The organism is Pseudoalteromonas sp. APC 3694, from assembly GCF_030407565.1.
Classification (GTDB): domain Bacteria; phylum Pseudomonadota; class Gammaproteobacteria; order Enterobacterales; family Alteromonadaceae; genus Pseudoalteromonas; species Pseudoalteromonas tetraodonis.
This window is the reverse complement of record NZ_JASDDE010000001.1, coordinates 180,913-200,706: the sequence shown is the minus strand read 5'-3', so window position 1 is coordinate 200,706 and position 19,794 is coordinate 180,913. Positions and strand designations below refer to the sequence as shown.

Annotated in this window: 20 protein-coding genes; 13 read left to right on the top strand and 7 right to left on the bottom strand. The window is 40.2% G+C overall.

The window, feature by feature from the left end:
* Positions 1 to 72 precede the first annotated feature (72 nt).
* Positions 73 to 711: a pyridoxamine 5'-phosphate oxidase gene (gene pdxH / locus QMA00_RS01010; RefSeq protein ID WP_024602100.1), complete on the top strand. Its 639-nt coding sequence runs from the start codon at positions 73 to 75 to the stop codon at positions 709 to 711.
* A gap of 13 nt (positions 712 to 724) precedes the next feature.
* Positions 725 to 1,492 (top strand): TatD family hydrolase, encoded by a 768-nt coding sequence (locus tag QMA00_RS01005; RefSeq protein WP_076920686.1) that lies wholly within the window; start codon positions 725 to 727, stop codon positions 1,490 to 1,492.
* Here QMA00_RS01005 and QMA00_RS01000 read toward each other — a convergent pair.
* Complete coding sequence (locus QMA00_RS01000) at positions 1,459 to 2,079, bottom strand: AhpA/YtjB family protein (protein WP_013465696.1); 621 nt, start codon at positions 2,077 to 2,079, stop codon at positions 1,459 to 1,461. The genes QMA00_RS01005 and QMA00_RS01000 overlap by 34 nt on opposite strands.
* A gap of 142 nt (positions 2,080 to 2,221) precedes the next feature.
* Between QMA00_RS01000 and serB the strand changes: the two genes are divergently transcribed.
* Complete coding sequence (serB, locus tag QMA00_RS00995) at positions 2,222 to 3,247, top strand: phosphoserine phosphatase SerB (protein ID WP_076920685.1); 1,026 nt, start codon at positions 2,222 to 2,224, stop codon at positions 3,245 to 3,247.
* On the opposite strand, the gene QMA00_RS00990 is transcribed toward serB, so the two are convergent.
* Positions 3,244 to 5,724: a PilZ domain-containing protein gene (locus tag QMA00_RS00990; RefSeq protein WP_076920684.1), complete on the bottom strand. Its 2,481-nt coding sequence runs from the start codon at positions 5,722 to 5,724 to the stop codon at positions 3,244 to 3,246. The genes serB and QMA00_RS00990 overlap by 4 nt on opposite strands.
* 356 nt (positions 5,725 to 6,080) lie before the next feature.
* Here QMA00_RS00990 and radA point away from each other — a divergent pair, with 356 nt between their 5' ends.
* Positions 6,081 to 7,466, top strand: coding sequence for a DNA repair protein RadA (radA, locus tag QMA00_RS00985; RefSeq protein WP_013465693.1), 1,386 nt, complete (start codon positions 6,081 to 6,083; stop codon positions 7,464 to 7,466).
* Between the two features lie 85 nt (positions 7,467 to 7,551).
* Positions 7,552 to 8,484 (top strand): hypothetical protein, encoded by a 933-nt coding sequence (locus QMA00_RS00980; protein WP_076920683.1) that lies wholly within the window; start codon positions 7,552 to 7,554, stop codon positions 8,482 to 8,484.
* A 92-nt stretch (positions 8,485 to 8,576) separates the two neighbouring features.
* Here the strand turns inward: QMA00_RS00980 and serA are convergent, their stop codons facing one another.
* The 5 genes from serA to metK form a co-directional block, all read right to left on the bottom strand.
* Positions 8,577 to 9,806, bottom strand: a complete 1,230-nt coding sequence (serA, locus tag QMA00_RS00975; protein ID WP_028833921.1) for a phosphoglycerate dehydrogenase — start codon at positions 9,804 to 9,806, stop codon at positions 8,577 to 8,579.
* 9 nt (positions 9,807 to 9,815) lie between these two features.
* Positions 9,816 to 10,469: a ribose-5-phosphate isomerase RpiA gene (gene rpiA, locus QMA00_RS00970; protein WP_013465690.1), complete on the bottom strand. Its 654-nt coding sequence runs from the start codon at positions 10,467 to 10,469 to the stop codon at positions 9,816 to 9,818.
* A 53-nt stretch (positions 10,470 to 10,522) separates the two neighbouring features.
* Positions 10,523 to 11,119, bottom strand: coding sequence for a 5-formyltetrahydrofolate cyclo-ligase (locus tag QMA00_RS00965; protein WP_076920682.1), 597 nt, complete (start codon positions 11,117 to 11,119; stop codon positions 10,523 to 10,525).
* A gap of 18 nt (positions 11,120 to 11,137) precedes the next feature.
* Entirely contained in the window at positions 11,138 to 11,683 is a 546-nt protein-coding gene (locus QMA00_RS00960; protein WP_076920681.1) for a hypothetical protein, read from the bottom strand.
* 138 nt (positions 11,684 to 11,821) lie between these two features.
* Positions 11,822 to 12,973: a methionine adenosyltransferase gene (metK, locus tag QMA00_RS00955; protein ID WP_008110316.1), complete on the bottom strand. Its 1,152-nt coding sequence runs from the start codon at positions 12,971 to 12,973 to the stop codon at positions 11,822 to 11,824.
* A gap of 265 nt (positions 12,974 to 13,238) precedes the next feature.
* Here metK and tkt point away from each other — a divergent pair, with 265 nt between their 5' ends.
* The 8 genes from tkt (at position 13,239) to QMA00_RS00915 (ending at position 19,665) form a co-directional block, all read left to right on the top strand.
* The gene (tkt, locus tag QMA00_RS00950; protein ID WP_076920680.1) at positions 13,239 to 15,230 is read left to right on the top strand and encodes a transketolase; all 1,992 of its coding nucleotides are present in this window, start codon (positions 13,239 to 13,241) and stop codon (positions 15,228 to 15,230) included.
* 436 nt (positions 15,231 to 15,666) lie between these two features.
* Positions 15,667 to 15,981 carry a pyrimidine/purine nucleoside phosphorylase gene (locus QMA00_RS00945; protein ID WP_010387728.1) on the top strand — a complete coding sequence of 105 codons (315 nt, stop codon included), beginning with the start codon at positions 15,667 to 15,669 and terminating at the stop codon, positions 15,979 to 15,981.
* Between the two features lie 189 nt (positions 15,982 to 16,170).
* On the top strand, positions 16,171 to 16,527 hold the full coding sequence (gene raiA, locus QMA00_RS00940) for a ribosome-associated translation inhibitor RaiA (protein WP_013465684.1): 357 nt from the start codon (positions 16,171 to 16,173) through the stop codon (positions 16,525 to 16,527).
* A gap of 141 nt (positions 16,528 to 16,668) precedes the next feature.
* The gene (locus tag QMA00_RS00935; RefSeq protein WP_076920679.1) at positions 16,669 to 17,901 is read left to right on the top strand and encodes a divalent metal cation transporter; all 1,233 of its coding nucleotides are present in this window, start codon (positions 16,669 to 16,671) and stop codon (positions 17,899 to 17,901) included.
* Between the two features lie 137 nt (positions 17,902 to 18,038).
* Positions 18,039 to 18,482, top strand: a complete 444-nt coding sequence (locus tag QMA00_RS00930) for a hypothetical protein (RefSeq protein WP_076920678.1) — start codon at positions 18,039 to 18,041, stop codon at positions 18,480 to 18,482.
* Positions 18,483 to 18,546: 64 nt separating this feature from the next.
* Positions 18,547 to 18,753 (top strand): hypothetical protein, encoded by a 207-nt coding sequence (locus QMA00_RS00925; RefSeq protein ID WP_076920677.1) that lies wholly within the window; start codon positions 18,547 to 18,549, stop codon positions 18,751 to 18,753.
* 22 nt (positions 18,754 to 18,775) lie between these two features.
* Positions 18,776 to 19,231, top strand: coding sequence for a GNAT family N-acetyltransferase (locus QMA00_RS00920; protein WP_076920676.1), 456 nt, complete (start codon positions 18,776 to 18,778; stop codon positions 19,229 to 19,231).
* A gap of 17 nt (positions 19,232 to 19,248) precedes the next feature.
* The gene (locus QMA00_RS00915) at positions 19,249 to 19,665 is read left to right on the top strand and encodes a GNAT family N-acetyltransferase (RefSeq protein WP_076920675.1); all 417 of its coding nucleotides are present in this window, start codon (positions 19,249 to 19,251) and stop codon (positions 19,663 to 19,665) included.
* The last annotated feature ends 129 nt before the right edge of the window (positions 19,666 to 19,794 follow it).

Here is a 19,794-nt window from a genome sequence, read left to right as displayed (position 1 = left end):
ATAGCTGATAGCTGATAGCTGATAGCTGATAGCTGATAGCTGATAGCTGATAGCTCTTTAGAAGGATTTGATATGAAACTCGAAGATATTCGTCGTGAATACCTGCAAGATGCGCTCAGTGAAGACAACTTGCTTGATGATCCGTTTAAGCAGTTTGAAACCTGGCTTGAGCATGCTGTTGCCAGTAATTTGCCCGACCCTACAGCAATGGTGGTCGCTACGGTTGATGACACCGGTCAGCCTTCACAGCGTATTGTGCTGCTAAAGCATTTAGATGATAACGGTTTTGTGTTTTTTACTAATACCGGTTCACGAAAAGCACAAGAGCTTAAAGGCAATAATAAAATTTCCTTGCACTTTCCATGGCACCACATGGAGCGCCAAGTGATTGTGTATGGTGAGGCGCAGCCGCTTCCAACGTCAGCCGTGGCTAAGTACTTTTTATCACGTCCAAAAGAAAGTCAATTAGCCGCTTGGGCGTCGCAACAAAGCCGCCCGGTGTCGTCGCGCAAAGTGTTAATGGAAACCTTTGCCAATATGAAAAACAAGTTTGCCAAAGGTGAAATACCACTCCCTGATTTTTGGGGGGGATATTGTGTTGTGCCGCAAAAAATCGAGTTTTGGCAAGGCGGAGCTCATCGTCTACATGATCGCTTTATGTATCAGCGTCAGGCCGATAATAGCTGGCAAATAACGCGCTTAAATCCGTAGTGGGCTGCTAGCTTTGCAATTTATAGACTCGCACTGTCATCTCGATTTTAGTGAGTTTGATGCAAACCGCGAATCACTTATTAATGCCTGTGTAGCAAAGGGCGTTAGCCAATTTATTGTGCCAGGTATTAGCTTGGCGCAATCTCAAAACCTACTAGAGTTTAAAGCAACCTACCCACAAATTAGAATAGCTGCAGGGCTACATCCTTATTTTTTAGAGCAACATCAGCAATCGCACTTAGAGTCGCTGTATAACTTTGCTAAAACAAACAAAACTCAGCTGGTGGCTATTGGTGAGTGCGGGCTCGATCGCAGTATTTTCAATCTTGAAAAACAAACCTTTTTGTTTGAGCATCAAATAGCGCTTGCTAATGAGCTTGAGTTACCGCTGATTGTGCATCACAGGCAAAGCCATGATTTAATAGCGCAATCGTTTAAGCGTTGTAGGCCAAAAAACGGCGGTGTGATCCATGCTTTTTCAGGCTCAATTCAACAAGCGCACTATTATATAAAGCAGGGTTTTAAACTTGGAGTCGGTGGGGTTATAACTTACGAGCGTGCAGCTAAAACACGTGCGGTCATAGCAAAGCTTGAGCCGCAGCATTTAGTGCTTGAAACTGACTCACCTTCAATGCCGCTAAGTGGTTATCAAGGGGAGATAAATACCCCACTGCATATTCCTAACGTATTTGATGCGCTTTATGGTTTAAAACCAAATAGCGATAAATTTCAATTAGCTGAGCAGCTTTATGATTCATGCTCAGACGTTTTTTGTATATAACGATTTACTTGCCAGCGCTTTAATCCTCGGCCTAATTGCCAAGTAAAAATACAGGCAATCACTAACATAAGTAGCACTTGGCGACCTAAATCATGAAAATGATTATGGCTTGCCGATACTGCAGCACGGGTTAAATAGGTAATAGATACAAAGCCAATAGGGCGGTTGTCGTCTGAAATAACTTGCTCAACAAAAGGCGTTTTTAACTTACTAATACCCGGCGATGAGTCAGGTAATAAGCCATACACATGATGCGATTGCCAATTATCGCTGCTCGCAAGTACCACACCTTGTTTGTCATAAATAGTGGCCGAGAGTACAAATTCATCTTTACTGATATTGTTGCATAAGGTGGTCAGTTGCTGCTTGTTTTTTTCTATCAGCGGATTTTTAGCATTCAGTGCCATAAACTGAGTGAGAGATTTAGCTGCGCTATTGGCATTATCGTAAAGCAGTTGATGACTTTGAAAGCTACTATTTATACCCACCCAGCTTAATAATACAAAGCAGCCAGCGGCCAATAGCAAACGGACTAAACGCTTTTTTTGCGAGGCTGTAAGTGGATTTTTAAGATGGTTATTTTTCATAGTCACCGTATATGCTGCTGACAGCATTTTGATTTGATGTTACAACTACACTATAACCTTAAATCCACCCTGATGGCGAATTTTGTATCTTATATCCCTATCATCAATGCGCTAAATGTCAGGAAATATAAACGGAGATCCCATGTCGAACGCGAACATGGCACAGCACAGCGCTGAGCAACCATTATCACAACTTACCCTAAATAAATGGTTCAGCTATCAAAAGGGCGTATTTGCACCTTTAAATACAATTCCAAGCAGAGAACGAGGGCTTTTTAGTATCGCATTTGCAGGCGATTTTAGTATGGCGCATATTAATAGCATGATTGAATTTTTTGCCATTCACCAGCAAAACGTGACAGCAATGTGCCAATACCAGCCAGATTTAGGGTTATCTCCGGCATTATGTTTTTATATAGAAAATACAGAGCAGGCAATAAACCCACTTGAACTTCAAACTTTTGCAAATACCTTGACGTGTCAGTTAGTGCAAGTAACCAATCCCCCTAATTTAAAAAAACCAGGATTATTGGTAATGGATATGGATTCAACAGCCATTACTATTGAGTGCATTGATGAAATTGCGCGTTTAGCCAATGTATATGACGAGGTTGCCAGTGTGACCGCGCAGGCAATGGCAGGTAAGCTTGATTTTAGTGAGAGTTTAAACCAACGCGTTGCCAAGCTAAAAGGGATTGAAAAAAGCTTAATTGATGATCTAAAAAGTGCACTGCCTTTAATGCCGGGTATTAAAGCGTTGTGCCAAATTTTAAAGCACCACCAATGGTATTTAGCCATTGCATCAGGCGGGTTTGTGCCGTTTGCAGAGCGTGTACAAGAGTTAATTAATTTAGATGAAGTGCATGCCAATGTGCTGGAATTTAAAGACGATAAACTAACAGGTAAGGTGTTAGGAGGCATTGTTGATGCTGAGCAAAAAGCGGTTATTTTAGAATCGCTTCAACAAAAACTAGGCCTTGAAAAAACGCAAACAGTTGCCATTGGTGATGGCGCAAATGATTTAAAAATGATGGCTCAAGCAGGATTAGGCGTTGCTGTGCATGGCAAACCTAAAGTAGTTGAACAAGCCCAAGCGGCTATTTGCCAAGGCTCGTTATTACAATTGCTGTATATGTTGGCAGTTCCGCTAAATCCATCACAGGGTTAACGTAAACGGTTTAACCAAATTAGTTTTCGCCTAGACATTTGCTCAACCTGTTGTTGGTTGAGCGATAAATGCACAAGGGCTTCGTCACTTACATCAATAATATCGCCAACTCCCGATACTGACCACAAGGCATCCTCTAAGTCTTTAGCCTTGTGAATTGCGTATTGGCTAACGTATTTTAGCTCATTTGCTAAGTAGTCAGTATCGAGTCGACCAGTACGTGAAATATATAAACGCATTATAAAAACCAGCTCAGACTTCAGCCCTTTACTTACTTGCTGTTTAAACTCGCTGCAGTCGGTGCCTAAAATACACTGACTGGTAATTGCATCAGCTATATTTTCTTTTTTAGGATCGAAGTTAATCACCAAACTAAATTCTAATGGCGAGTCTTGGCGAGAGCGCTCTTTAATATTCGGGGTGATCACATCAGCAATGTGCGCTTTAGTAATAATATTTGATAAGTCTGTTTTAGTATTTAGCAGTGAAAAATTTTGTAAAATAACATGCAGAGGGCTTGGATATAAACCAAATCCCATGGCGCCAATTTCAAAGTGAGCCATTGATTTATGTAAATAAATCGGAAACTGGCAAAGCGTTTTTGTTACCATATTTCTAAGTGCTGTAGAAAGGCCTGGTACTTTAGGTGACTCTTCAGCAACTTTTAATTTCTGTTTATTACTATTGATTAAAAGGGTAAAAAAATCGACCCCAGTATGAGGCAATTTTTTCTCTACATGTGCTTTTAAATTAATCGTAGTTAACGATTTACTCACCGCCATTACTTCATATTGAATAAGACTTAATGAATAACTTTTGGTAATTTTTTGTAAATCAGGAAATGATAACGAAACAATATCGCCTTTTTTAAAGTCCACTTCTTGATTACACTCTAGCTGTAAACCAAAGACTGAAAAGTCCCGAGTATGGCCATGCAGTACTGAGTCACGGGTGTTAATAACGACGCTGGTTTTATAAAGGTAACGCTTATTAGAACGAAGGTTCACGTACTCTAACGGCACGGTATTTAGCTCCGGCGGTGATGCATGCTTACTGTGGCCAAACAATTTCAATTTATTGGCCAAGGCTTTATCAAATTCATATTGTTGATAATGCTGTTGCTCATGCTCATTACCAACTTGGGTAAGTAGCATTAAATATTTTACGTCTTTTATCGCCCCTTCAACACGTGGTGAAGGCGGTTTATTAAGTTTCTCAATATCTTTACCTAAAGAGTTAGGTAAAGATAAAGGAATATAAGCATCTTCAGTATGGCTTGGCATCAATTGTAATTTAAAGCAGCGCCAACTGTCTCTTCGGCTACCAAAACCAAAAAATAACGCTTTTAATTGTGCATGTTGCTCAAGCTCTGAACGAGTGGCTGAATAGTAGTAAATTTTTCCTGCAGAGACATGGGTAAAGGTATATAAATATTCCTCTTTTACTGCCACAGGTTTTAGCGCCAAGGTACGAATACGCTTATGATTTAACACATTGTAAAGACATGATTTTTTGCGTTCATCAGTAAAGTAACGCTGAATAAATAAACTGTTCTCAGTGGTTAAGCTCAGGCTAGGATAATAAACGCCGTTTTGCTGGCTAATAAAAACATATAAAGAATTAACCCTAGGAATATAATATTGTTCATATCCTTTAGAAATAACCGCATCCAGGGTGTTATCTAAATTCACTTTATAACGGCGTTTATTGCCGTGAATAAAGCTTTCTAAAAAATGGTCAAACGCGGTGTTGTTTTCTTTAAATGTGCGTTTTAAGCGAATATGATTAAATTCATCCGAGGTGTTTTCTATCGCAACCACTTCGTATTCAATCCCATTTTTTAACCCAAGCTCAAAATCTTGTTCAAGGCCAACTAAGTGCATAACAATAAGCTGACCTTTTTTTAAGTTATAGCGGGATGCCAACTTAATTTTACAGCCACTGAGTGAAATATCAGAAGTACTTGCTTCAATTTTTGTTTGCTCATCGTACTCAATAGTAATTTTAATTGAGTAATTCATTCGCTCTTCGCTACGACTTTCATAAGCCGCAAACTTAATTACATCGGTGGGTAGTTCGGGTAATGGTTCAATTATTTTAGCTGGGGTGGTCGTTGATTTTTGCTGTAATACACGATAATTATTTTCGGTATTCATCACCGCTTCGTATACTGCAAGGGTGTAATCTTTATGTTGTTTTATGGCCGCTTCGAATACTTCAATAGCGGTGTCATCCATAAAGTGTTGCTTGCCCTTGTATTCATATGGTTTTACTTGGCCAGTAACTAAACCACGAAGATCAATAAAGCGGTCTATCGGCTGAGATAAACGCGACATTTCCATTTTTATTAAAAACTGCTCGGGTTTAGTTAACTCGGCAGTTTTTGACTTGAAAATGAGATCAAACTTAGCATTTCCCAAATACTGTTTTAATTCATTTACAAGCGCTTCATGCTTAAGCAATACGTCATCAGCCATTTATAAATCATCACCGTCTAATTTAAAAAGTAGGTATACTGTTGCAATTATTTATTAGAGAATTAAATAAATCTAATATCGAAAAGTAGTTAAATGCGACCACGATATTATGCGTAACTATACTTTGTGTTTATTGTTATTCGTTATGAGCCAATTAATTGGCATGTTTTTATTAGCTTTTTTATAGCAAGAAGCATGCCCTAAAGTAGGTTAAATGAAACTACATCAGTATAGTGTGAGTGTGATACTAAATGCGCTATTCCACAAGGCGTTGTTGCTAAGGTAAAGCCAGCAGTGGCAAAATAAGCGCTTAACAGTCAATATTTCAAAATAAAGAATAGTAGGTAAGGTTTTAAATGGCTAAAGCGGCAAAAGTAGAGTTTGTTTGTACAGAATGTGGCATGAACTATCAACGCTGGCAAGGTCAGTGTCGCTGCGGTGCGTGGAACACATTAGCAGAGTTTAAACCTTCTGCAGGGCAAAGCAAAAAAGTAGCAGCTCGTGCAAGTGTCGGTGGCTACGCCGGTGGTATTGGCGGTGGCTCTAAAAAAATTAATGAAGTAGCCACCTCAGAGGCAGAAAAACAGCTTACTGAAATTGGCGAGCTTGACCGTGTACTAAGCGGTGGTGTAACCACCGGCTCGGTTAATATTATTTCTGGCGATCCGGGGGCGGGTAAAACCACACTACTATCGGATTTAGTGGCAAGAATGTCTCAGCGCATGCCATCGCTTTATTGTACTGCTGAGGAGTCTTTGTCGCAGTTTAAAAACCGAGTAAACCGTTTAAAACTTAACTATAACGAAGATGAGCTCTATTTACTGTCAGAAACCAGTGTTGAAACCATTATTGAAGAGCTGGATAAAAACAAAATTAAGTTTGCTGTTATCGACTCTATTCAAGCCGTGGTCACCGACACCGCTAATGGTAGCCCTGGCTCACCCTCGCAAGTAAAAAGTGCCGCTCAAGCGCTAACCCAATATTGTAAGCAAAACGATGTCACTATGTTCATTATTGCTCACGTAAATAAAAATAATGAAATAGCTGGCCCGCAAACATTAGTGCACATAGTTGATGCACTGTTACATATTGATACCAACGATGGTCAAGTGCGCACCCTGCGCGCTAATAAAAATCGCTTTGGTGATATAGATACTGTGGGCATTTTTAAAATGTGTGAACGCGGTATGCTCAGTGTGGATAACCCCAGCGAAATTTTCTTATCGGGCTCAACCACTGAATCACCGGGGTCGACGATTACCTGTATTCGTAAAGGTAATCGTAATTTACTACTCGAAATTCAATGTTTAACCACTGAAACAGAAGCAGAATTTCCACAGCGAGTATGTGTTGGTTTAAATATGAACCGGATTAAAATGCTCACTGGTATTTTACGTAAACACACTAAAACTAAAATATTTCACGATACGTTTTTTAATATTGTGGGTGGTCTAAAAATTGATGAATCAGAAACCTGTATTGATTTAGCGCTTGTTACTGCACTTTTAAGTAGTTTGAACGAGTTTGTTGTACCTCGAACCACCTGTATTATGGGGGAGCTAAGTTTAAACGGTGATGTGCGTCCAATCGACAGTGGTGTACCCCGTGTTAAAGAAGCGGCGCAACATGGGTTTACTGAAATATTTATCCCATTTCGTAACTACCATAAATCGATGGAAGGGCTGGGTGCTAAAATAACGCCAGTTAAAACAGTGCACGAGCTACTGAGTTTAATTAACTAGCAAACAAAAAGTGCTTAACGATGCATGTTCTCAATGTTAGTCTTGCTTAAAGCCACTTATATAAAGAGTTTAATAAGGAAATGACATGAAAAAATTAGTGATTGCAGCCGCGATTATTGCTGCAGGTGTGGGTGGCGTGAGCTATGCAAACTATGTTGCAACACAAGAGGTACGTGCTGAGGTTGATAAACAGTTGGCCTTGGTCAGCGAACAAACCGGTGCTAGTTTTAACTACGCAGAGCTATCGGCGAGTGTTATTTCAAACAGTGTTGCCATTAGTAATATTGAAGTGACTAGCCCTGAGGGCGATAAAGTTGCCACGGTTGAGCATGTTGAAGTGACAGGCTACGAAACCGATAAAATATCGCCACATACTGCTTTTACGTTAAAAAACTTTCAATTTGATAAAAGCTTTGTCGATACACTGCCTGCAGATACAAATACACAACTTGCCTCAGCCAGTTATGATTTACACTCTTCATTAGATTACGATGAGCAATCAGGTAACAGTGATATTGTTGTTAAGCTGCAAGCTAATGATATTGCCAGTATTGATATGGACATGGGGCTTGCTAATTCTAAAGCGCTTATGGATGCTTCACTTGAAATCAGTAAGGCTCAACAAGCTGCTGGCAGTACGCCACTTACTTATGAGCAAGAGCTACAACAGCAAACAATGATTATGCAAGCAATGAGTAAGCTAGAGCCACGTAATGTTAGCTTAGTTGTTAATAACCAAGGTGATCTTAAAGGCTTATTAGAAAGCGAGTTGGCAAAGCAAGGTATGACGTTAGAGCAAATGCAAACAATGCTTGAACAACAGCTTCAACAAGCACCTGTGACCGAAGAAATAGCCAAGGCGTTAACTGATTTTGCTAAAGGACTAAATTCGTTTAGTGTGTCAGCAAAACTGCCTGAAGGTAAAACTATGATGGAAGTGAATCAGCAACTAATGATGTTAGCAGGGCAACCCGAAGAGCTGGTTAAGTTTATAAATTTAGAAGTTAAAGGCAAATAACAGCGGTAAGTTATAAGCCGTGAGGATTCAATTTAAAACAAAAAAGCCGTACTTGATTATTCAAGTACGGCTTTTATTATTTTAGCTGATAGTTAGTGAAGAATACGCGCTCTAATTGTACCTTCAACCGCACTGAGCTCTTTAAGTGCGACTTCTGAGTGATCTGTGTCTACATCAATAACCACGTAACCAATTGCTTCATCGGTTTGTAAGTACTGTGCGGCAATGTTAATACCGTGCTGAGCAAACGCTTGGTTAATTTGCGTTAGCACGCCAGGGCGATTGTGATGCACGTGTAACAAGCGGCTGCGATTAGCAAGCTCTGGCAATGATACTTCAGGGAAGTTAACTGCGGTAATAGTTGAGCCGTTATCTGAGTACTTAGCGAGTTTACCCGCTACTTCAATACCAATGTTCTCTTGTGCTTCTTGAGTAGAGCCACCTATATGCGGCGTTAAAATAACGTTGTCGAATTCACGCAGTGGCGAGATAAATTCTTCATCGTTAGATTTAGGTTCAACTGGGAATACGTCAATTGCTGCGCCGCTGAGTTTTTTCTCTGTTAGCGCTTCTGCTAGGGCGTCAATATCAACGACAGTACCACGTGAAGCGTTAATTAAAATAGAGCCTTGCTTCATTACCGCCAATTCAGCCGTGCCAATCAGGTTTTTAGTTTGCGGTGTTTCAGGTACGTGCAAGCTAATAATATCAGCGCGTTGCAATAGCTGCGTTAAGTTATGTACTTGTGTCGCATTACCTAAAGACAGTTTGTCTTCAATGTCGTAATACTCCACGTTCATACCAATATTTTCAGCCATAATGCCCAACTGAGTACCAATGTGACCGTAGCCAATAATACCTAAGGTTTTACCGCGCGCTTCAAACGAGCCATTGGCTGTTTTTAACCAGCCACCACGGTGCGCAGCGGCATTTCGCTGTGGAATACCACGTAATAAAAGCAGTATTTCACCTAGTACAAGCTCAGCTACAGAGCGAGTATTTGAAAACGGGGCATTAAATACTGCAATACCGCGTTCACGTGCTGCGTTTAAATCTACTTGGTTGGTACCAATACAAAAACAACCGATAGCAACCAGTTTTTCAGCTGCATTTAATACCGATTCATTAATATGAGTACGAGAACGCAGCCCCACAAAGTGCACATCTTTAATGCGCTCAATAAGCTCGTCCTCAGGTAGCGATGTTTTAACGTAGTCGATATTGCTATAACCGTTACGTTTTAGCGTTTCAACAGCGCTTTGATGAACACCTTCAAGCAAGAGAATTTTAATTTTGTCTTTTGCTAACGATACCTTACTCATAACCATATCCTATTTAATTTGTGGCCCATTTTTTGTGCCGATAATCACTTTATCAGCACCGCGCTCTGCAAATAGGCCGTTGGTGACTACGCCAACAATTTGATTTATTTGTGTTTCAAGCTGTTTAGCATGGGTAATTTTTAAATTATGTACATCTAAAATAACGTTGCCGTTATCGGTTACAACACCTTGGCGATACACAGGATCACCGCCAAGTTTTAATAATTCGCGGGCAACATAGCTGCGCGCCATCGGAATAACTTCAACTGGCAGCGGGAAATCCCCTAAGGTATCGACTAGTTTGGTGTCATCAACAATACACACAAACTGTTTAGCCACTGCCGCTACTATTTTTTCACGGGTGAGCGCTGCACCACCGCCTTTAATCATTTCGTTTAGAGCGTTAATTTCATCTGCGCCATCAACGTATACATCCAGAGCATCAACATCATTTAGCTCAAATACTTCTATACCAAGTTCTTTTAAACGTGCTGTAGACGCTTCTGAACTAGATACTGCACCAACAATGGTGTCTTTTACTGTGCCTAAAGCATCAATAAAATGATTAACGGTTGAGCCTGTACCAACACCCACTATGGTGTTTTCTTTTACAAACTCCAGTGCAGCCCATGCAGCTGCTTTTTTTAATTCATCTTGTGTCATTGCTATGTGCTCATTTATGTCAAAAATAGACTGTTAGTTTACAAGATTAATTGTTACCAACAGTAGGTTTTATTGGGTGTAATAATAGTTTTAAGAGGCACATCCCACGATTCAATTGGGAGCTTATCCACTTGTTGGCATTCGTGTGCTAGGCCAATAAGTTGTGGTTGCTGCCAGTTTTCTTCGTGTAAACGTGCCAAGGTTCTATCGTAAAACCCACCCCCCATTCCAAGGCGATTACCAAATTTATCAAATGCAACAAGTGGCATAAGTAGATAATCAAGCGCTGGCAATGGGCATATTTGAGAGCAGTTCAGCTTAGGCTCCAAGATACCATAGCGGTTTGCCCTCATGGGTGAGTTTTTTTCATATCGTTGAAATAGTAAGTTAGCCCCGTTGAAAGGGTGAATTACAGGTAAGTAAACATGCTGTTCAATGCTCCATAATTCATTAATTAACAATGAGGTATCTAATTCGCCATCATTGCTTAAATAAAGCGCGACATGACTTTTTTTGGCCGAGTTCATGCTTTTTAAATATTGAATAAAATTCACTTTAAGCGAGTGGGCCGCTATTTCTTGCTGGTTTTTTGATAGATTATTCCGTGCTTTACGAATATCGAGTCTTATTTGTGCGCGATTATTACTCATTAAATAACTAAACCATGATCAAAAAGAGAATAAATTAGGAAATAATAAGTACACAGCAAGCACAATAAGTAATATTACGGCTGTAGAAATCAGCGAATATAAAACAAGGTTACTGCGTTTTTTGGGCGTAGTAGAGAGTGGCTCATCTAGCATTAAATCGTCATCTTGCCATGGTTCGTCATTTTCATCAGGTAATGATAATTCAACCTCAGGGAGACGTTGTTCAATATCTTCTAGTTTTTCTTCAAGACGAATTAAGCTACTAGTAATGTAATCTAGGGCATCAAATAAGCGCTGATCTCGCTGGCTGTCGTGCGCTTTTTGAGAAGTAGCTTGTGTAGGGGCTGTTTGCTGAAGTTTGCTTTTGATCCCCAGCGTTGAAAGTAACTTAGCTTGCTTAAGGGCTTTCTCTTTGTTGCTAGGAGCAAACAGCGGCTTGCCATTAAAAAATGCCGCCACCTTTTCAGGTGAGGTTTTTAGTTTTTCTGTCAGTGCATTGGTCACTGCTTGGCTGTCTGCGCCTTCTGCAAGTCCTACAAATATAACACGAAAATTGTCGGCCATTTTTATCCCTAACACGCTTTATTGTATAAGCAGAGTATATACCTAAAATGTTAAACAGTTCGAGACTGTTTTATGACTAACTTAATACACATAGCAAAACGGCCCTAAAAAGGGCCGTTTTAATATTAGCTAGGTGGCTTACAGGCCAGCTGCTGCGCGAAGTGCGTCTGCTTTATCTGTGCGTTCCCATGGGAATTCATCACGGCCAAAGTGGCCGTAAGCCGCTGTTGGTAGATAAATAGGGCGCTCAAGGTCAAGCATTTGAATTAGGCCGTAAGGGCGTAAGTCAAAGTGTTCACGAATAAGTTCGATTAAACGCGCTTCTTCTAATTTACCTGTGCCAAATGTTTCAACACTGATAGAAGTAGGCTCTGCAACGCCGATAGCGTAAGAAACCTGAAGTTCACACTTGTCAGCAAGGCCAGCAGCAACAATGTTTTTAGCAACATAACGTGCAGCATAAGCCGCTGAGCGGTCAACTTTTGATGGATCTTTACCAGAGAAAGCACCACCACCGTGACGAGCCATGCCACCGTATGTATCTACAATGATTTTACGACCAGTTAAACCACAGTCACCCATTGGGCCACCAATTACAAAACGGCCAGTTGGGTTAATGAAAAATTTAGTTGCGCTAGTAATAAGCTCAGCAGGAAGTACTGGTTTAATAATTGTTTCCATTACCGCTTCTACTAAGTCATTTTGCGATACATCTTCGCTGTGCTGAGTAGAAAGTACAACGGCATCAATGCCTACTGGCTTGCCATTTTCGTATGCAAATGTAACTTGTGATTTTGCATCTGGACGTAACCAGTTAAGCTCGCCGCTTTTACGAACCTCAGCTTGACGCTGCACTAAACGGTGAGAATAAGTAATTGGAGCAGGCATTAATACTTCAGTTTCGTTACATGCGTAACCAAACATTAAGCCTTGGTCGCCAGCGCCTTGTTCTTCAGGGCTTGTACGGTCAACACCTTGGTTAATGTCTGGAGACTGTTTCCCAATCGTGTTTAAAATTGCACACGAATCGGCATCAAAGCCCATATCTGAGTGTGTGTAACCAATTTCACGTACTGTTTTACGTGTAATTTCTTCGATATCAACCCATGCGCTAGTCGTGATTTCACCACCAACCATAACCATACCGGTTTTAACGTAAGTTTCACACGCTACACGGGCATGAGAGTCTTGCTCTAGGATAGCATCAAGTACCGCATCAGAAATTTGATCGGCGATTTTATCCGGATGGCCTTCAGAAACAGATTCAGAAGTAAATAAATGTTTTGCCATTGTAATTATGCTCACAAATATTGCGCTTCACAAACGTCGGTATTAGCGCTAAAAAATTAAGGCGCGTATTTTATCTAAAACAAATGAACTTGCATAGTTTTTTTACGCCTAGACGTCTAAATAAAATATCTAATAGTAAATGGTTCTTAAAAAATATTCATAATGCCCTATTTTTATGGGTTTTTAATTGCACACAGCCCCCACAATAAGTAAGAATGGGGATAAATAAATACCCGCGCAAATACATATAAAGGTAGGAGAATTCATGCCATCTCGCAAAGAACTTGCAAATGCTATTCGCGTCTTGTCAATGGACGCAGTACAAAAGGCCAAATCTGGTCACCCTGGAGCCCCTATGGGCATGGCTGATATCGCAGAAGTATTATGGCGCGATTATCTAAAACATAACCCAACAAATCCAGAGTGGGCTGACCGAGATCGATTTATACTCTCAAATGGTCACGGTTCAATGCTAATTTATTCTCTACTGCATTTAAGTGGTTATGACTTGCCACTGGATGAAATTAAAAACTTCCGCCAAATGCATTCTAAAACACCAGGCCACCCAGAATATGGATACGCGCCAGGAATTGAGACCACTACGGGCCCATTAGGTCAAGGGATCACAAATGCGGTAGGTATGGCGATTGCTGAAAAAGCATTAGCAGCGCAGTTTAACCGTGAAGGCCACGACATTGTTGATCACCACACGTATGCGTTTATGGGTGATGGCTGTTTAATGGAAGGCATTTCTCATGAAGCATGCTCACTAGCCGGTACATTAGGCCTAGGCAAGTTAGTGGCATTTTGGGATGACAACGGCATTTCAATCGACGGTGAAGTTGAAGGTTGGTTTAGTGATGATACCCCAGCACGTTTTAAAGCATACGGCTGGCATGTAATTAGCGACGTTGATGGCCACGACAGCGATGCAGTAAGTGCAGCAATTGCAAAAGCTAAAAGCGTGACTGATAAGCCAACACTAATTTGTTGTAAAACTATTATTGGTTACGGCTCACCTAATAAATCAGGTAGCCACGATTGTCACGGTGCACCACTAGGTGATGACGAAATTAAAGCGTCTCGCGAGTTCTTAGGTTGGACGGGTGATGCATTTGAAATCCCTGCTGACATTTACGCACAGTGGGATAACAAAGAAAAAGGCCAACAGCTTGAAGCAAGCTGGGATGAAAAATTTGCCGCATATGAAAAAGCATACCCAGAGCTAGCAGCAGAATACAAACGCCGTACACATTCAGAATTACCAGCTGACTGGGCTGAAAAATCACAAGCCTACATTGAAGAGCTGCAAGCAAACCCAGCAAACCCAGCATCACGTAAAGCGTCGCAAAATGCATTAAATGCGTTTGGCCCGTTACTACCTGAGTTTATGGGTGGTTCTGCCGATTTAGCGGGTTCAAACTTAACAATTTGGGATGGCTCTAAAGGCTTAACTGCTGATGATGCAAGTGGTAACTACATTTACTACGGTGTACGTGAGTTTGGTATGTCGGCCATTATGAACGGTATTGCACTGCATAAAGGCTTTATTCCTTACGGTGCAACGTTCTTAATGTTTATGGAATACGCACGCAACGCGGTACGTATGGCTGCATTAATGAAGCAACCAAGCATTTTTGTATACACGCACGATTCAATTGGTTTAGGTGAAGATGGTCCAACTCACCAACCAGTTGAGCAAATTGCCAGCATGCGTTTAACGCCTAACCTATACAACTGGCGCCCATGTGACCAAGTTGAGTCAGCAATTGCATGGCAACAAGCTATTGAACGTAAAGACGGTCCTACATCATTAATCTTTACTCGCCAAGGCTTAGAGCAGCAAGCTCGTGATGCCCAGCAATTAAGCGACGTTAAAAAGGGTGGTTACATCTTAAGTTGTGACGGCAATCCTGAGCTTATTTTGATTGCAACGGGTTCTGAAGTACAGCTAGCGCAAGACTCTGCGAAAGAGCTACGTGCGCAGGGTAAAAAGGTACGTGTTGTATCTATGCCATGTACTGATGCGTTTGAAGACCAATCGCCTGAGTACAAAGAAAGTGTATTACCAGCAAGCGTTTCACGTCGCGTAGCGATTGAAGCGGGTATTGCTGATTACTGGTACAAGTATGTAGGCCTAAATGGCGCCGTAGTTGGCATGACCACCTTTGGTGAGTCGGCACCGGCAAACGAGCTATTTGAGTTCTTCGGTTTTACGGTAGAAAATGTAGTTAACAAAGCAAACGCATTGTTTTAATTAATTGCTTTCGTGTTTTAAAAGCCCGCCCTGTGTATAGCAGGGCGGGCTTTTTTATGAGCTGTACTTTTATCACTTCTCTAAAGCGTAGTGTCTCATCGCCCTCTTTGTGCACAAATCATTAAAAATTAATTTGAACAAAGAGAAGCGAATGAGAAGAAAATGAGGCAATACAAAAACCAAATTAAAAAATCAATTTTGTTGTTTGATTACTTCTCTAAAGCGAAGCGCCTCATAGCCCTCTTTGTGCATAAATTACTAAAGGCTCTGTTCGAAACTCGCAGCCTGTCGCTCGAAGCATATTTCCCTATAAAGTCGTTCATTTTTAACCTTTTGGATTTTAGATGAGTAATTTTCACAGCACTTAACTTGCAAGGTTTATATGTATCAGGCACTGTGGGGGTAACAAAATTATAAATTAACAACAGGAGTTAACATGCCAAAGTTCGATAACGTTAGTGTGGTTAAAAAAGCCAATGTGTACTTTGATGGCAAAGTATCAAGCCGTACTGTGCTTTTAGGTAACGGTGAGGCTAAAACCTTGGGTTTTATGCAACCCGGTGAATTTGAGTTTAATACTAACCAAAAAGAGTGCATGGAGTTGTTAGCAGGGCAGTGGGATGTATTACTACCTGGTGAAAGCGAGTGGAAAACATTTAATGCGGGCGAGTCATTTAACGTTGATGCTAATGTGAGCTTTCATGTAAAAGTAAGTGATTTTGCAGATTATTGTTGTTCATACACCGATTAATTTGTTGGTTGATTAAATTATCAACACCTCTAAAGGCCGCTACAAAGCGGCTTTTTGCATACTTAATGCTAAATGAATGATCTAAATCAGGTGGGGTAATAAATAATTGCGTAATTTTCATTTTTTCTCTTGTGTTAATTCGTTTAGCCCCCAATACTAACTATGAGGTAACAAATAAAAGGATACCCTATGAAAATTAATCTTTCTGGTCACCATGTTGACGTTACTGATTCTATTAAAGAACACATTAACGAAAAGTTCTCAAAAGTCGCGAGCCATTTTCCATCATTGATATCTCTAGATATTATTCTTTCAAAAGAGCATCATAAGTTCCAAGCAGAAATTAGCACAAATTATGAAGGTGCGCGTATATCGGTAAAAGGGGAAAACGAAGTTATGTATCCTGCTATTTCCAGCGCAGCTAAAAAACTCGATGCCGCACTAAAGCATCGTAAAGGGCAAATAAAAGCGAACTTACATGAAAAGCCTGTAAGTACCACACCAGAAATAGCACATGAAATCATCCAAGAGATGGATTTAAATTAATAACTAACAGCGTGTTATTTTAAAAAGAGCCTAAGGGCTCTTTTTTATTGCCTGTAAATTAGGTAAGTTATGCATTCACACAGTTTATTAATGATAAAAATTAATAATAAAAGCACATAACACACCAAATTTGAGAAGTTAATGCAGTACACACAAAACACATGGAAGTCTCGGTTAGGGGCGCTCGGCCCAGGTATTTTAATGGCAACCGCTGCCATTGGTGGCTCACACTTGGTGGCCTCTACTCAAGCAGGCGCATTGTTTGGCTGGCAGCTATTTTGTCTTATTGTGGTGGTTAACGTTTTAAAGTACCCGTTTTTTCGTTTTGGTATGGAATACACACTCGCCACCAAAAACAGTTTAGTAGAAGGGTATAAAAACCAAGGCCCTGGCTATTTTTACAGCTTTATTGCCCTCAATATTATTGCCGCTGTGGTAAATACCGCAGGTGTATTGTTGCTTACGGCGAGCTTATTACACTACGCATTACCTATTAGCATTCCTGTTACCTTATTGTGTTGGGTAATATTGGCCGTGTGTTTAATTATATTATTACTGGGGCATTTTAAAGCGCTCGATAACGTAGCAAAAGCTATTATGGGGCTACTTACTATAGCAACCATCACTGCATTGGTTATTGCTATAAATAACGGCCCAGTAGCGCCTGTAAACTACGTTGGCCCCTCACCGTATGAACTTGCCATGTTGGGCTTTCTGGTTGCCTTAATGGGCTGGATGCCAGCGCCTATTGAAATATCGGCACTGAGTTCTTTATGGCTTAAGGAAAAACAAACTCAGCAAAGTGTGACTAAAAACCAAGGCTTATTCGATTTTAATCTAGGTTATTGGTTAACCGCCGGGCTTGCGCTGGTATTTTTTAGTTTAGGCGCGTTAGTGCAATACGGGCAGAGTACAAATATAGAGCTAGGCGGCGTGGCGTTTGCTAAACAGCTGATTGATATGTACGCATCAACAATAGGCGAGTGGGCAAGGCCTTTGGTATCAGCCATCGCGTTTTTATGTATGTTTGGCACCACACTCACCGTACTTGACGGCTACGCCCGCACACTTAACGAATCACACAAATTACTTGGTTTTAAGCAATCTAAACACAGCTTAAATACGTGGCTTATACTGCAAGCATTGGCCGGTATGGCGGTTATTTTATTTTTTAAATCAGCCCTTGGCCCTATGCTTACCTTTGCAATGACACTTGCTTTTGTAACCACCCCTGTTTTTGCATGGCTTAACTTCAGCCTAGTGCGCTCAGAGCCCGCGATTAAACACAGTCTACTTTTGCGTGGCTTAACCTGGTTAGGCTTGGTGTACTTGGTTGGTTTTGCTATGGCGTTTGTGGTTTGGAAGTTGATGTAATTTTATATTCGAGGTTCGAGGTTCGAGGTGAAAGGAGCAAATCAAACAACCTCCGCATAAATGTCGTTTGTTGTAGACCGTGATAGGCTGCGGTGGGCGAGAATTGGCCTGTCAAAAGTAATAGCTAGGTGAAAAAGATGATCATACTTGAAAGCCAAGTATTTAAGACAATCCCTAAGTCTCCAGAACAGAGCTTTATCTTTTTAAATAATACGCAAACAGATAAAGTTGTTGATGGTACTTATTTGGAGCTTTGCATTAAAGCAGGTTGGAAATACCTTGCCTTTATGACGGATGATACTCCTTACGAGGATATGCTTCATATCCATCTCTTGAATGAGCGCCTTGATATTATTGATTCAGCTACGATTGGTAGCATGTATTCAACGGGATCTTTTCGAAATTATAATATTCAAAACTCGAACACGTTAACTTTTCATTTTATTGGCGATACTGAATGGAAAATACAAATACTAGATAGCAAGGAATTCTTATTTCCTCTAATTTCTTCACTTAAAGGAGTTTCGAGAAAGAATATTTTTTATCAATATTTTAAAATTTATAGCAATCCTTCGTTATAAACCTTGTAACTTTAAATTGTCCTAGGTAATAATTATTTTATGTTTAATCTACAAGGAGGAAACTATGATATTTAATATGCTCATTACAGACAACTTCGCATCATTTTATGATGAGGATAAAGAAGTACATATTTTTATTGATAGTTTTGATAATCAAAGGTTTGAGATACGAATAGGGGACTTAGAACACTCGAAATCAGTCGGTAGCGTTTTAGCTTCTAGTAATGATGAGTTAAATATAAAGTTATTAGCGCTTTATATTAAATATTAATACACGGAAAAATGAGTTGTAAATGGAAATAAGAACAGGCGAGCTTTCAAACCCACACGTCATAAAACTATTACAAACGCATCATAACGATATGCTAAAGCACTCACCTGTTGAGAGCGTACATGCACTTGATGTGAGTAAACTGACTCACCCCAACATAACATTTTATAGCTTATGGATTGATAATAATTTAGCGGGTGTAGGTGCATTAAAAGCGCTCAATACCACTCATGGCGAAATTAAATCAATGCGTACCTCAAGTAACTATTTGCGCCAAGGCATAGCGGCTAAGCTACTTACGCATATTGTTGAGCAGGCAACACTGCGAGGTTACAAAAAGCTAAGTTTAGAAACTGGAACAGCAGAGGCGTTTTTACCCGCACAAAATCTTTATACTCAGTTTGGTTTTAAAGAATGCGAACCGTTTGGTGATTATGAGCCAGACCCATATAGCTTGTTTATGAGTAAAATGCTTTAAAGTGAGTAGGGGATATTATGGTTTTTAAAGTTGAACTTAAAGCTCCAGCACTGAATGAGTTTGCTAATTTACGTACACAAGTAAAGTGGCAAAATCCTGACGATGAAGTATTGAAACCAAGCATCGAAAATTCATTGTTTTGGATCACTGTATACGACATTGATAAGTTGATAGGCACAGGGAGAGTGATTGGTGATGGCGCAATGTATTTTTATATTCAAGATATAATTGTTGCGCCTAGTTATCAAAAACAAGGTATTGGTCGTTTAGTAATGACCCACATTGAAAACTACTTAACCAACACTTGCTCTAATGGCGCTACAGTCGGTTTATTAAGTGCTCACGGTAAAGAAAGCTTTTATACACATTATGGTTATGTAAAACGCGATGGCGATGTTTTAGGGTTTGGAATGTGTAAGTTTATTAACAAGTAATAAATATTGCTGCATGATATCAAGATTATTAAGATAGCTTTTAGGGGGGATCGCACAATGGGCAAACGTGATTTATTTTCAGAATTAACTACAACGTTTGATGATGCCAAAGCGCATTATGCAATATTG